Below are 13,699 nucleotides of genomic sequence, written 5' to 3'. Positions count from 1 at the left end.
AATGATTTGTCCACGTTGTGCCGATGAACATATTGAAGTGATGGCAACATCACCGGCGAAAGGTGTCTGGACGGTATACCAGTGTCAGCACTGTCTGTATACCTGGCGCGATACCGAACCGCTGCGCCGTACCAGCCGCGAGCATTACCCGGAAGCGTTCCGCATGACGCAGAAGGATATTGATGAGGCGCCGCAGGTGCCGACGATCCCGCCGCTGCTGTAAAAAAGCCCGGTGGCGGCTGCGCTTACCGGGCGATAATATTGTGCGGTCCTTTGCCCGGTGGCGCTACGCTTACCGGGCCTACGGGTTTTGTAGGCCGGGTAAGGCGAAGCCGCCACCCGGCAAAAAAGACCGCAGAGAACTAAACCAGACTCTTCAACCGATAAATCCACTCCAGCGCCTGTCGCGGCGTCAGGGAATCCGGGTCGAGATTTTCCAGCGCTTCCACGGCCGGAGAGGTCTCTTCCGGGACCGCCAGCAGTGACATCTGCGTACCATCTATCTGCGTCGCCGCCGCATTCGGTGACAAACTTTCCAGCTCACGCAGTTTCTGACGCGCGCGCTTGATCACCTCTTTTGGCACGCCCGCCAGCGCCGCGACGGCCAGGCCATAACTCTTGCTTGCCGCGCCGTCCTGCACCGTGTGCATAAAGGCGATGGTGTCGCCGTGCTCAAGCGCATCAAGGTGGACGTTAGCCACGCCTTCCATTTTCTCTGGCAGCTGTGTCAGTTCGAAATAGTGCGTTGCGAACAGCGTCAGCGCCTTGATTTTATTTGCCAGACTTTCCGCGCACGCCCAGGCCAGGGACAGGCCGTCATAGGTGGAGGTACCGCGTCCTACTTCGTCCATCAACACCAGACTGTTCTCTGTCGCGTTATGCAGAATGTTGGCGGTTTCGGTCATCTCGACCATAAAGGTAGAGCGACCGCTCGCCAGATCGTCCGCCGCACCCACACGGGTGAAGATACGGTCGATAGGGCCAATCTCAACCTTCTGCGCCGGAACGTAGCTGCCGATGTAGGCGAGCAGCGCGATAAGGGCTGTCTGGCGCATATAGGTACTTTTACCGCCCATGTTGGGACCGGTAATGATCAGCATTCTTCGCTGCGGTGACAGGTTCAACGGGTTGGCAATAAACGGCTCGTTCAGCACCTGCTCAACCACCGGGTGGCGGCCTTCGGTAATGCGAATGCCGGGTTTGTCAGTAAAGGTCGGACAGGTGTAGTTCAGCGTATCGGCGCGCTCGGCCAGGTTTACCAGGACATCCAGCTCGGCCAGCGCAGCGGCGCTCAGTTGCAGGTCAGCCAGGTGCGGCATCAGGATGTCAAACAGCTCGTCATACAGCTGTTTCTCCAGCGCCAGCGCTTTACCTTTCGACGTGAGCACTTTGTCTTCGTACTCTTTCAGCTCGGGAATAATGTAGCGCTCGGCATTTTTCAGCGTCTGGCGGCGAACGTAGTGAATCGGCGCCAGGTGACTCTGCCCACGGCTGATCTGGATATAGTAACCGTGTACCGCGTTGTAGCCGACTTTCAGGGTGTCGAGCCCCAGACGTTCACGCTCGCGGATTTCCAGCTTATCAAGATAATCCGTCGCGCCATCGGCCAGCGCACGCCATTCGTCCAGCTCTTCGTTATAACCCGGAGCAATAACCCCACCATCCCGCACCAGAACAGGCGGCGCATCAATGATGGCGCGTTCCAGCAGTTCGCGTAGCTCGGTAAATTCGCCCATGGTTTCGCGCAGCTTCTGCACTGGCGCGCTGTCGATCTCTCCCAACTGAGCGCGCAGTTCCGGCAACTGCTGGAACGCGTGACGCATACGGGCGAGATCGCGTGGACGCGCGGTGCGCAGTGCCAGGCGCGCCAGGATACGCTCAAGATCACCCACCTGACGCAGCACCGGCTGCAAGTCGGTGTAACGATCCTGCAATGCGGCAATGGTTTGCTGGCGGCCGATCAGCGTGTCGGTATTGCGGATCGGCATATGCAGCCAGCGTTTGAGCATACGGCTGCCCATGGGGGTAACCGTGCTGTCGAGAACCGACGCCAGTGTATTTTCCATGCCGCCAGCGAGGTTCTGAGTGATCTCCAGGTTGCGGCGCGTGGCGGCATCCATGATGATGCTGTCCTGCTGACGCTCCATGGTAATGGAACGGATATGGGGCAGGGCGGTACGCTGCGTATCCTTAACGTACTGCAACAGGCAGCCTGCGGCACACAGCCCGCGCGGGGCGTTTTCTACGCCAAAGCCAATCAAATCTCGCGTGCCAAATTGCAGGTTCAGCTGCTGGCGCGCGGTATCAATTTCGAACTCCCACAGTGGACGACGACGCAGGCCGCGGCGACCTTCAATCAGCGCCGTCTCGGCGAAATCCTCTGCATAAAGCAGTTCTGCCGGATTGGTGCGCTGTAGTTCAGCCGCCATGGTTTCACGGTCAGCCGGTTCACTCAGGCGAAAACGACCGGAGCTGATATCCAGCGTGGCGTAGCCAAACCCTTTACCGTCCTGCCAGATCGCCGCCAGCAGGTTATCCTGGCGCTCCTGAAGCAGGGCCTCATCGCTGATGGTTCCCGGCGTCACGATGCGTACGACCTTGCGCTCAACGGGGCCTTTCGACGTGGCCGGGTCGCCAATTTGTTCGCAGATAGCGACAGACTCACCCTGGTTCACCAGCTTCGCCAGATAGTTTTCAACCGCGTGATGCGGGATACCTGCCATCGGGATGGGCTCGCCTGCCGACGCGCCACGTTTCGTCAGGGAAATGTCGAGCAGCTGAGACGCACGTTTCGCATCGTCATAAAAAAGCTCGTAAAAATCGCCCATACGGTAAAACAGCAAAATTTCCGGATGCTGTGCCTTCAGCTTCAGGTACTGCTGCATCATTGGCGTATGCGCGTCGAAATTGTCGATTGTGCTCATGGAGTTATGATATCCATTTCTTTGAAAATATTACGCTTTGAGCGGCTCAATGGCCGATTGTTCCTTCTATTGTCGCATGAAAAAAAGGTGCGGCGCAGAAAAAAGTCACGACTTTACGAGGCATCTTCCACCATTAATTCAATGATGATTTTCCCGTGCTCGACGCCCACCCGAACCTGCGAGTTGGTGGTAAATCCCGCTTGCTCAAGCCAGTCGCCTTTCAGGCTCAGCGCTGCGTGTACGCTGTAGCGTTTTGGAATTTTCGTTTTACGGTCTTCATGACGTTTTCTGAAGTAACCCACTTTCAAGTGACGATAGGGTTTGGCGATCGCGATCTCTTGCATAAGCTCTCCGGTGAATGCGGTCAAAGGTGGTTATTTATGCCTGTATAAAATACCAGTAAAACGCAGCGGGGGGCGGGGTAATTCTGGAAGGGCGCTTCAGAAAATGGAATGCAATGACTGAAAATGTGCGGATAAAAGGGTATTATAAATGCACTTTATTGTTGAGGACGACGTTATGTCCGGTAAACGTATTTCACGAGAAAAAAAGACGATCGCCAGAATGATCGCCCTGTACGAAAACAGGTGTCCGCACGCCATAAAAGAAGAGGGGCACTATTCGGCGCTCAAGGCTTATGCCGATAAGCGGCTGGATAAATGCGTGTTTGGTGAGGAAAAACCTGCCTGCAAACAGTGCCCTGTGCACTGTTATCAGCCCGCCCGACGGGAAGAGATGAAGCAGGTGATGCGCTGGGCAGGGCCACGTATGTTATGGCGCCATCCGATTCTGACCATCCGTCATCTGATCGACGATCGCCGTCCGGTTCCGGAATTACCCGAAAAGTATCGGCCCAAAAAATAACCGGCTCCGCGCCGCAGTGGGCGACAAATTACGCGCAGGGCGACGTCGCCGGAATGACGGGTTAATTCAGGCTCTCTTTATCGATTCCCAGACGCTTCATGCGCGAGAGCAGGGTGGTACGCTTCAGCCCCAGCCGTTGCGCCGCACCTTTCGGTCCGGCTACCACGCCGTTGGTCTCCTTCAGCACTCGCATAATGAGCTGATATTCATCTTCTCCCTCTTTCGCAAGCTCGGTTGCGGTCACGGTCGTTTCAGAAGGAGTAACCTCTGGCAGGGAGAGCTGGAGCACGTTCCCGCGGGTCAGCAGGACCGCGCGTTCAATGACGTTTTCCAGCTCGCGCACGTTCCCCGGCCACTCCATCGCCGAGAGGGTGCGTAGCGTTTCGGCAGGAATACTGTCGATATTTCGCCCCATCCGGCGGGCAATCTTCGCGGTAAAGGCTTTCACCAGCAGCGGAATATCTTCCGGGCGCTCGCGAAGCGGCGGCAGGCAGATCGGGAAGACGTTCAGGCGATAGTAAAGATCGCTGCGAAACTCGCGGTCGGCGACCATTTTTTTCAGATCGCGGTTGGTGGCGGCAATCAGACGCACGTCGGTCTGGATCAGCTTGTTGCTGCCGAGGCGCTCGAACTCCTGCTCCTGCAAAACGCGCAGCAGCTTGGGCTGAAGCTCCAGCGGCATATCGCCCACTTCGTCGAGGAACAACGAGCTTTTATCCGCCAGTTCAAAACGGCCCAGCCGCTGGCTGCTGGCGCCGGTAAACGCGCCGCGCTCGTGGCCGAACAGGTCGCTTTCCAGTAAGCCCGCAGGCATCGCCGCGCAGTTCATCTTCACCATCCGGCGGCTGTTGCGGTTGCTCAGGTTATGGATCGCCCGGGCAATCAGCTCTTTCCCGGTGCCGGTTTCACCGAGGATCAGCACCGTGCTGTCGCTCTGCGCCACCATTTCCACCTGCTTAAGGACGCTGTACATGGCATCGCTGCGCCCGATGATTTCGCCAAACTCGCTGTCCACGTTGTTGAGCTGCTCGGTCAGCGCCAGGTTTTCGTCCACCAGCCGCTCCTTCAGGCGATGGATCTCCTGATAGGCGAGGGCGTTATCCAGCGCAATGGAGATACGCTCGGCGATCTGGCGCAGCAGCTTCAGGTTAGCGGTGGTAAATACGGCTTCATCGCACTGCGCCAGTTTAAGCACGCCGAGCATGGTGTTGCCGGACATCAGCGGCAGCAGGCACAGGGTCTGGATCTTGTTGCCCCAGGTGTTGAACAACATCCGCTCGTAGGGGGCTACCGGATCCTGTTCATTGAGATTGAGCAGCAGGATCTCTTTGCTTTTAAATACCCGCTCGGACAGCGTTCCCGCTTCGTCCACTTCGCTCTGCTCGTGCGCCGGGTTGGCTTCATCAAGGTAGTGGGTGGAGTAGATGTTCAGCTTGCCTTTCCGGTTGCCGCGTAGCGCAATGCTGATGGCATCGATTTTAAAATAGTGATGGATCTCTTTTGACACTTCGCTGACCAACTCATCCATGTCCAGGCGGGAGAGCACGGCGTTGGTGATGGCAACCAGAATGCGGAAGTTATCGCGCTCGCGGCTCAGCAGGTCGTAATCCACGTTATTGGTGACGCGGCTTTGGATCTGCTCCGCGACAACGGCCACAATCTGGGTAAAGGTGTGCAGGCGTTCGTACTCCGCCTCGCTCCAGGGCTGGTCGGTATCGCGGATAAACTCGCAGCCGCCAAAAATTTGCCCTTCCACCGCCAGCGGCAGCATGCTGTAGTGGCCGAACGGGTGGTAAAGATTGCTCTCTGCCAGCTTCGGCCAGGCCTGGCGAAACTGGTCAAAATTGCAGTGCAGCGCTTCCGGGCGGGAGAGGATACGCCGCACCGGGCCGTGGGCCAGAAACGTTTCATCTTCATATTCGAAGATTTTGCCGTTATCACGCGTTGAGAAATAGCTCGCGCGGTGGGTTGCGCTATGCCAGAGCACAATGGCGGCGCTGTCCGCCAGCGCTGATTGCCTGACCAGCCGCGTCAGGGCATCGCTCAGCGCGCCGAGATCGGGCTGTTGTAAAAGTGTGCGCGTGATGTCAAACAGGCCCTGCTGTCCAAGATCACTCATCGGTGTATACGGCATTGTTGCTTTCCAATAGAAACTGGCAAAAAGAGAAATTCAGCGCTGACCGCTTTTGGCGCGGTCTAGCAAATTCGGGGTAACGGTTCAGCGTGCGGCAGATCCAGCGTGCGCTTCACGCCGTAAAGCCCGGTCAGGCGCACCCCTTTGCGCTCAACCACGTCGCCGATGATGGCCGCGTCTTTCCCTAAAGGATGTGCGCGCAGCTGTGCAAGTACGGCTTCCGCCGCCGCGCGTTCCACGCCGATCACCAGCTTGCCCTCATTGGCAAAGTTAAGCGGGTCTAGACCTAGTAGCTCGCACAGCCCGCGCACGGCGGGCTTAACGGGCAGGCCGCGCTCGGTCAGCTCAATCCCGCAGCCGCAGCTTGCCGCGAACTCGTGCACGACGGCATTCACGCCGCCCCGCGTGGCGTCGCGCAGGGCTTTTACGCCCGGCATGTCGCGCAGCGTCTGGATCAGCGGCGTGAGTACCGCGCAGTCACTGCGCAGCTCGCCATCCAGCCCCAGGCCTTCGCGCAGGTTCAGGATGGTTGCCCCGTGGCAGCCCAGCGTGCCGCTGACAATCAGCACGTCGCCTGCGCAAAGCTGCTGCGCGCTCCAGTGAATGTCGGCAGGGATCGCCCCCATCCCGGCGGTGTTGATGAAGAGCTTATCCGCCGCGCCGCGCTGTACCACCTTGGTATCCCCGGTGACGATGGCGATTCCCGCCTCGCGGGCGGTGTGCGCCATGCTGTTGACCACCGCCGTGAGCGTCTCCATTGGTAACCCTTCTTCGAGGATAAACCCGCAGGAGAGGTAGCGGGGGATCGCGCCGCTGACGGCGACGTCGTTTGCCGTGCCGCAGACGGCGAGCTTGCCGATATCGCCGCCCGGGAAGAACAGCGGGTCAATCACGTAGCTGTCGGTAGAGAACGCCAGCCTGTCGCCGTGGGCGGCCAGCGTCGCGAGGTCAATACGCGCCTGATCTTCCTGCTCGGCGAGCCAGGGGTTATTAAAGGCTTCCATGAACAGCCGGTTAATCAGCTGCTGCATCGCCTGTCCTCCGCTTCCGTGCGCCATTTCCACCGTGTTCATGCTTCACACTCCTGGTTGCGATAGTGATACCACGCGGCGCATGCCCCTTCGGAAGAGACCATCAGCGCGCCAAACGCGGTTTGCGGGTTACAGGCGTTGCCAAATAACGGGCAGTGATGAGGTTTGCATTTGCCGGTGAGTACGTCGCCACAGCGGGCGCGGGGATCGTCGCACACCTGCTGCGGTTGCGGGCGGAAATGCGCTTCGGCGTCGAAGGCGCGATACGTGGGCGTCAGGTGCACGCCGGATTCGGCAATCAGCCCCAGTCCGCGCCACTCGCTGTCGCCTTCGACGCTAAACACGTCGGCTATGGCCTGCTGTGCCCGTCTGTTACCTGCATCGGGCACCACGCGACGATACTGATTTTCCACCGCACTCAGGGCCGCTATTTTCTGCTCAACCAGCATGGTCACGCCTTGCAGTAGATCAAGTGGCTCGAAACCAGCCACCACTAACGGACGATTGTACTGTTCAGCGATAAAACCGTAGGCTTCTGTGCCGATCACCATGCTGACGTGGCCCGGCGCCAGAAACGCGTCGATACCGTTATCCGGCGCTTCAAGCAGGCTGCGCAGCGTGGGAATAAGCGTGATGTGCTGGCAGAAAAAGTAAAAGTTTGTGACGTTGCGGGCTTTCGCCTGCTGGAGGGTAATGGCGGTGGCGGGCATGGTGGTTTCAAAACCCAGCCCGAAAAAGACGACCTTACGCTCAGGATTAGCCATCGCCAGCGTCAGGGCATCCATCGGTGAGTAGACGATCCGCACGTCCGCGCCGCGCGCCTTCGCCTGGAGCAGCGAGCCATTTTTTCCCGGAACACGCATGGCGTCGCCAAAGGTGCAAAAAATCACACCGGGGCGGCTGGCGATGTCGATACAGCTGTCGATGCGCCCCATCGGCAGCACGCACACCGGGCAGCCGGGGCCGTGGATAAACTCGATGTTCTCCGGCAGCAGCTGGTCGAGGCCAAATTTAAAGATGGCGTGGGTGTGTCCGCCGCACACCTCCATGATCCGCAGCGGTTTTTCTTTCGTGTAGTCCAGCAGCGAGGCGCGGGTTTTCAGGCGATCGATAAGCTGCAACACCTGCTCCGGCGCGCGATATTCATCAACGTAACGCATGTGTTATCGCTCCTCACCATACAGCAGGGCGCCCACGTCCGGCTCGACGTCAAACATATTCTGTAGCGCATCCAGCGTGTCGCGGGCTTCTTCCTCATTAATCACGCTCATGGCAAAACCCACGTGGACCAGCACCCACTGGCCTAGACGCGTTGCGCCGGTCTCATCGTGGCTGCCTACCAGCGTCAGGTCGACATCGCGCAGGATGCCGCAGACTTCCACTTTGGCCTGATTGCCGTCGATGGAATGAATTTGTCCGGGGACGCCTATGCACATCGTTCGTTCTCCAGCCAGTTCAGCCAGGCGTCCATCCCGTCGCCGCGCGTGGCGGAAACCAGCAGGATCTCAATGTCCGGGTTCACTTCCCGGGCGTAAGCCAGGCACTTATCCACGTCGAAATTCAGGTACGGCAGCAGGTCGACCTTGTTCAGCAGCATGAGGGAGGCGGCGGCAAACATATGCGGATATTTCAGCGGCTTGTCTTCCCCTTCGGTCACGGAGAGCACCGCCACTTTATGCCGCTCGCCGAGGTCGAAGCTTGCCGGGCAGACCAGGTTGCCGACGTTTTCAATAAACAGGATACCGTTATCCGCCAGCGGCAGGCGCGGGGCGGCGTCGGCAATCATCTGCGCGTCCAGGTGGCACCCTTTCCCGGTGTTGACCTGAATCGCAGGCGTACCGGTTTCGCGGATGCGCGCGGCGTCGTTTACCGTTTGCTGGTCGCCTTCGATTACGGCGCAGGAGACGTGTTCGTTCAGACGTTTAAGGGTTTCGGTCAGCAGCGTGGTTTTACCGGAGCCGGGGCTGGAGACCAGGTTCAGCACCAGCTGTTCGCGCGCGGCAAAGCGGGCGCGATTGCGGGCGGCGAGCTGGTTATTCTTGTCCAGCACGTTGATCTCCACCTCCAGCATCTGGCGCTGGCTGATGCCCGGCGCGTGCGTACCCGCTTCGCCATGGCCGTAATGGAGGTCGCCCGCGTCGGAACGCTGCGGGGCAAAGGTGATGCCGGTCAGGGCCGCCGCGGGACGCGGGGCAGGAGAAAAGGGCGCGGAGCGAAACGCGGAGTGGGGACGGTGTTCATCCCCTTCTATATACAGGTTGCCTTCAGCGCAACCGCAGGTACTACACATACATTACTCCTTCTCGATTTCGAGGCGTTGGATCTGCATACCGTCATCCGCCACGATGCGCAGCCCGCTGCTCTGGCACTGCGGACAGCGCTGTACCTTCGATGACAGCAGCGTGACGTACTGCTGACACTGCTCGCACCAGCACTCCGCCTGCTGCTCGTCGATATGCAGCGCGCACCCTTCCGCCAGCGTGCCGCGGCACACCAGCTCAAAACAGAAGGTGAGGGCGCTGGTCTCGACGCAGGAAAACGCCCCGACCTTCAGCCAGACGCCGGTGACGCGTTTCGCGTGGTTTTGCACTGCCTGCTGTTCGATAAGTTCCAGTGCCCGCTGGCAGAGGGTGATTTCGTGCATGACGCCTCCTTAATGAATTGCCCCTTCAATGCAATAACGGTGCCAGCTTGATTTGCGTTACGGCATGACGATGTCAACGCTGTCGAAATGACACGTCGACACCGCGGCGGTGACAGTGCGCATCTCTTTAAAATCCATTTAAATCAATAAATTAAAAACTGGCACGAAATCTGCTTAACAGCCGCTAACTCCATTAACCGGATACCTTTTATGACTATTTGGGAAATTAGCGAAAAAGCGGATTACATCGCGCAACGTCATCAGCAGCTTCAGGAGCAATGGCACCTGTACTGCAATTCACTGATCCAGGGGATCACGCTGTCGAAGGCCCATCTGCATCACGCCATGAGCTGTGCGGCGCAGGGGGATATGCGTTTTGTCCTGTTCGGTCACTTTACGATTTACGTCACCCTGGCGGAGACCTTCAACAGCCACACGATTGAGTACTACGTCGAGACGAAAGAGGGCGACAGGCACTGCATCGCCCGGGCGCAGCTGATGGCGGACGGCATGGTGGACGGTCACGTCAGCAACCGCGATCGCCAGCAGGTGCTGGAGCACTATCTGGAGAAAATCGCGCCGGTTTATAACGGCCTCTACGCCGCCGTTGAGCATGACAGGCCAGTCAACCTGAAACAGCTGATCGACGGAAAATCCTCCGCGAACGTGGCCTGAAAAGCGAGTGTCGAGAAGTGTCGATAAGACAGTTTTTTTCGTCAAAAATGACCATCACCAGAGGATGACCCGGTGAACCGTTTTGTAATTGCTGACTCGACGGTCTGTATTGGCTGTCGGACCTGTGAGGCGGCGTGCTCAGAAACGCACCGCCTGCACGGGCTACAGTCCATGCCGCGCCTGCGCGTCATGCGTAATGAGAAAGAGTCTGCCCCGCAGCTCTGTCACCACTGTGAAGACGCCCCGTGCGCGGGCGTCTGTCCTGTCAATGCCATCACCCGCGTTGACGGCGCGGTACAGCTGAACGAAAGCCTGTGCGTGAGCTGCAAGCTGTGCGGCATCGCCTGTCCGTTCGGCGCCATTGAGTTTTCCGGCAGCCGTCCGCTGCATATTCCGGCGAATGCTAATACTGCGAAAGCGCCGCCTGCGCCACCGGCTCCGGCACGCGTGAGTACGCTGCTGGACTGGGTGCCGGGCATTCGCGCCGTTGCGGTGAAGTGCGATCTGTGCAGCTTCGATGAGCAGGGTCCGGCCTGCGTGCGGACCTGCCCGACCCGGGCGCTGGTCCTGGTCAACATCCGCGACATCGCTCGCACCAGCAAACGCAAGCGCGAGCTGACCATCAATACCGACGTCGGCGATCTTTCGCTGCTGCGGGCGCTTAACGAGGGGGCGAAATGAACGCGATAGTTATGATGACCAGCGGTGTGGCCTGGTTTGCCGCCGCCGCTGTCCTGGCGCTGCTCCTCTCCTTCCATAAAACGCTGAGCGGGGTGATCGCCGGTATCGGTGGGGCGGTCGGCAGCCTGATGACGCTGGCGGCGGGCGGGGTTGTCCTGATCGACGGCCAGTCCGTCGACACCCTCATCCCGCTGATTCACCACGCCGTTGAGCTTACGCCGCTGAACGCCATCTGGCTGATAACCTTTGGCCTGTGCGGGCTGTTTATCAGCCTGTTTAATGTCGACTGGCACCGACATCAGCACACCAAAGCCAACGGCCTGCTGGTTAACCTGTTGATGGCCGCCGCGGTCTGTACCGTTATCGCCAGCAACCTCGGCGCGCTGGTGGTGATGGCAGAAATCATGGCCCTGTGCGGCGTGTTCCTGACCGGATGCAGCGCCTCCGGCAAGCTGTGGTTTGCGCTCGGACGTCTCGGTACGCTGCTGCTGGCGCTGGCCTGCTGGCTGGTGTGGCAGCGTTTCGGCACGCTGGATTTTGCCGCGCTTAACGGTCAGCCGCTGGGCAACGACGTCTGGCTGTTGGGCGTAGTCGGTTTTGGCCTGCTGGCCGGGATTATCCCGCTGCACGGCTGGGTGCCGCAGGCGCATGCCAATGCCTCAGCCCCGGCCGCTGCGCTGTTCTCCACCGTGGTGATGAAGGTCGGTCTGTTCGGCATCCTGATGATAACCCTGACGGGCGGTCAGCCGCCGCTGTGGTGGGGCGTGGCGCTGCTGATTGCGGGGATGATCACCGCGTTCGTCGGCGGGCTGTACGCGCTGATGGAGCACAACATCCAGCGTCTGCTGGCGTACCACACCCTGGAGAACATCGGGATTATCCTGCTCGGCATGGGCGCGGGCGTCACCGGGCTGGCGCTCAACCAGCCGGCGCTGATTGCCGCCGGGTTTATTGGCGGTCTGTATCACCTTATCAACCACAGTCTGTTTAAAAGCACCCTGTTCCTCGGTGCGGGCAGCGTCTGGTTCCGCACCGGGCACCGCGATATTGAAAAGCTCGGCGGGATTGGCAAAAAAATGCCCGTCATTTCGCTGGCGATGCTGGTCGGGCTGATGGCGATGGCTGCGCTGCCGCCGCTGAACGGCTTTGCCGGCGAGTGGGTGATTTATCAGTCCTTCTTCGCCCTCGGCCAGAGCGAGGCGTTTATCGGGCGTTTACTCGGCCCGCTGCTGGCGGTGGGCCTGGCGATCACCGGCGCGCTGGCGGTGATGTGTATGGCGAAGGTTTACGGAGTCACCTTCCTGGGCGCACCGCGTACGCGTGAGGCTGAGAACGCCTGCTGCGCACCGCTACTGATGGGCGTAAGCGTGGTCGCACTGGCGCTGTGCTGCATCGCGGGCGGCGTCGCCGCGCCGTGGCTGCTGCCGCTGCTGGGCCACGCCATTCCGCTGCCGCTGGTCACGGCGCATACCGTCGTTTCCCAGCCGATGATGGCGCTGCTGCTGATTGCCGCGCCGCTCCTGCCGTTCGTGCTGATGCTGTTCTTCAGACGCGACCGTCTCGCCTCCCGCTCGCGCGGCGCGGCGTGGGCCTGCGGCTACGAACATGAGCAGTCGATGGTCATCACCGCCCACGGTTTCGCTATGCCGGTGAAGGAGAACTTCGCCGCCGTGCTGAAGCTGCGCCACTGGCTGAACCCGGTGGGCTGGGTGCCGGGCTGGCAGGATGCCGCCGTGCCCGTGCTGTTCCGCCGCCTGGCGCTGATCGAGCTGGCGGTGCTGGTGGTGATTGTCATTTCACGAGGAGCCTGACATGAGTCTGTTACTGGCAATTCTTCAGGCGCTGGTGCTGTTCGCCGCCGCGCCGCTGCTGTCGGGCATCACGCGCGTGGCGCGCGCCCGGCTGCACAACCGTCGCGGACCTGGCGTGCTCCAGGAGTACCGCGATCTCTTCAAACTGCTTTCCCGTCAGAGCGTCGCGCCGGACGCCGCAGGCTGGGTGTTCCGCCTGACGCCGTTTGTGATGGTGGGCGTGATGCTGACCATCGCCACCGCGCTGCCGGTGGTGACGGTGGGCTCGCCGCTGCCGGTGCTGGGCGATCTGATTACGCTGATCTACCTCTTCGCCATCGCGCGTTTCTTCTTTGCGATTGCGGGTCTGGATACCGGCAGCCCGTTTACGGGTATCGGCGCCAGCCGCGAGGCGATGCTCGGCGTGCTGGTTGAGCCAATTCTGCTGCTGGGGCTGTGGGTCGCCGCGCAGGTTGCAGGCTCGACCCATATCAGTTTTATCACCGACACCGTTTACCACTGGCCGGTTTCACGTTCTCTCCCGCTGGTGCTGGCGCTCTGCGCCTGCGCGTTCGCCACCTTTATCGAGATGGGCAAGTTGCCGTTCGATCTCGCGGAAGCGGAGCAGGAATTACAGGAGGGGCCGCTCACCGAATACAGCGGCTACGGCTTTGCGGTGCTGAAGTGGGGCATCAGCCTCAAGCAGCTGGTGGTGTTGCAGATGTTCGTCGGCGTTTTCTTCCCGTGGGGGCAGATGACGCACTTCTCTGCGGGCGGCCTGCTGCTGGCCGTGGTGGTGGCTGTGCTCAAGCTGCTTATCGGCGTGCTGGTGATTGCCCTGTTTGAAAACAGCATGGCGCGCCTGCGTTTTGTCGAAACGTCACGCATCACCTGGGCCGGTTTTGGTTTTGCATTTTTAGCGTTCGTCTCCTTGCTGGTGGCGTGATTAAAGAGAG

Annotated in this window: 14 protein-coding genes; 6 read left to right on the top strand and 8 right to left on the bottom strand. The window is 59.9% G+C overall.

The window, feature by feature from the left end; translation table 11 throughout:
• The first annotated feature begins 1 nt into the window (after window position 1).
• A complete protein-coding gene (locus tag ACOTY5_RS10550) occupies window positions 2–223 on the top strand; it encodes a non-oxidative hydroxyarylic acid decarboxylases subunit D (protein ID WP_045141990.1) in 222 nt (73 codons plus the stop codon).
• A gap of 139 nt (window positions 224–362) precedes the next feature.
• Here the strand turns inward: ACOTY5_RS10550 and mutS are convergent, their stop codons facing one another.
• Together mutS and ACOTY5_RS10540 are read right to left on the bottom strand one after the other, a co-directional pair.
• Window positions 363–2,924, bottom strand: a complete 2,562-nt coding sequence (gene mutS, locus ACOTY5_RS10545; protein ID WP_017692766.1) for a DNA mismatch repair protein MutS — start codon at window positions 2,922–2,924, stop codon at window positions 363–365.
• A 113-nt stretch (window positions 2,925–3,037) separates the two neighbouring features.
• The gene (locus tag ACOTY5_RS10540) at window positions 3,038–3,268 is read right to left on the bottom strand and encodes a SymE family type I addiction module toxin (RefSeq protein ID WP_017692767.1); all 231 of its coding nucleotides are present in this window, start codon (window positions 3,266–3,268) and stop codon (window positions 3,038–3,040) included.
• A 175-nt stretch (window positions 3,269–3,443) separates the two neighbouring features.
• On the opposite strand from ACOTY5_RS10540, the gene ACOTY5_RS10535 reads away from it, so the two are divergent.
• Complete coding sequence (locus tag ACOTY5_RS10535; protein WP_022649174.1) at window positions 3,444–3,788, top strand: nitrous oxide-stimulated promoter family protein; 345 nt, start codon at window positions 3,444–3,446, stop codon at window positions 3,786–3,788.
• A gap of 61 nt (window positions 3,789–3,849) precedes the next feature.
• Here the strand turns inward: ACOTY5_RS10535 and flhA are convergent, their stop codons facing one another.
• From flhA to hypA, 6 genes are all read right to left on the bottom strand, one after another.
• Complete coding sequence (gene flhA, locus ACOTY5_RS10530; protein ID WP_017382808.1) at window positions 3,850–5,922, bottom strand: formate hydrogenlyase transcriptional activator FlhA; 2,073 nt, start codon at window positions 5,920–5,922, stop codon at window positions 3,850–3,852.
• Window positions 5,923–5,984: 62 nt separating this feature from the next.
• Window positions 5,985–6,995 (bottom strand): hydrogenase expression/formation protein HypE, encoded by a 1,011-nt coding sequence (gene hypE, locus ACOTY5_RS10525; protein WP_047055852.1) that lies wholly within the window; start codon window positions 6,993–6,995, stop codon window positions 5,985–5,987.
• Window positions 6,992–8,113, bottom strand: coding sequence for a hydrogenase formation protein HypD (gene hypD / locus ACOTY5_RS10520; protein WP_032671927.1), 1,122 nt, complete (start codon window positions 8,111–8,113; stop codon window positions 6,992–6,994). Before hypD ends, hypE begins: the two co-directional genes overlap by 4 nt.
• Before the next feature lie 3 nt (window positions 8,114–8,116).
• Complete coding sequence (locus ACOTY5_RS10515) at window positions 8,117–8,389, bottom strand: HypC/HybG/HupF family hydrogenase formation chaperone (RefSeq protein ID WP_045141992.1); 273 nt, start codon at window positions 8,387–8,389, stop codon at window positions 8,117–8,119.
• Entirely contained in the window at window positions 8,380–9,243 is an 864-nt protein-coding gene (gene hypB, locus ACOTY5_RS10510; protein WP_032671926.1) for a hydrogenase nickel incorporation protein HypB, read from the bottom strand. The genes ACOTY5_RS10515 and hypB overlap by 10 nt, the downstream gene beginning before the upstream one ends.
• Window positions 9,244–9,246: 3 nt before the next feature.
• On the bottom strand, window positions 9,247–9,597 hold the full coding sequence (hypA, locus tag ACOTY5_RS10505; RefSeq protein WP_017692771.1) for a hydrogenase maturation nickel metallochaperone HypA: 351 nt from the start codon (window positions 9,595–9,597) through the stop codon (window positions 9,247–9,249).
• A 210-nt stretch (window positions 9,598–9,807) separates the two neighbouring features.
• Here hypA and hycA point away from each other — a divergent pair, with 210 nt between their 5' ends.
• The 4 genes from hycA to ACOTY5_RS10485 all read left to right on the top strand — a co-directional run bounded on the left by hycA (window position 9,808) and on the right by ACOTY5_RS10485 (window position 13,689).
• Entirely contained in the window at window positions 9,808–10,272 is a 465-nt protein-coding gene (hycA, locus tag ACOTY5_RS10500) for a formate hydrogenlyase regulator HycA (RefSeq protein ID WP_017382804.1), read from the top strand.
• Between the two features lie 72 nt (window positions 10,273–10,344).
• Window positions 10,345–10,953, top strand: a complete 609-nt coding sequence (locus ACOTY5_RS10495; RefSeq protein WP_017382803.1) for a 4Fe-4S dicluster domain-containing protein — start codon at window positions 10,345–10,347, stop codon at window positions 10,951–10,953.
• Window positions 10,950–12,764, top strand: a complete 1,815-nt coding sequence (gene hycC, locus ACOTY5_RS10490) for a formate hydrogenlyase subunit 3 (protein ID WP_062934065.1) — start codon at window positions 10,950–10,952, stop codon at window positions 12,762–12,764. The genes ACOTY5_RS10495 and hycC overlap by 4 nt, the downstream gene beginning before the upstream one ends.
• 1 nt (window position 12,765) lies before the next feature.
• Complete coding sequence (locus ACOTY5_RS10485) at window positions 12,766–13,689, top strand: respiratory chain complex I subunit 1 family protein (protein WP_017382801.1); 924 nt, start codon at window positions 12,766–12,768, stop codon at window positions 13,687–13,689.
• Window positions 13,690–13,699 lie beyond the last annotated feature (10 nt).

The sequence above is a fragment of the Enterobacter cloacae complex sp. SHL018 genome, assembly GCF_049237905.1.
Taxonomy (GTDB): domain Bacteria; phylum Pseudomonadota; class Gammaproteobacteria; order Enterobacterales; family Enterobacteriaceae; genus Enterobacter; species Enterobacter hormaechei_C.
Note: the sequence above shows the minus strand (reverse complement) of the source record. Positions and strands in the feature narration are given on the sequence as shown.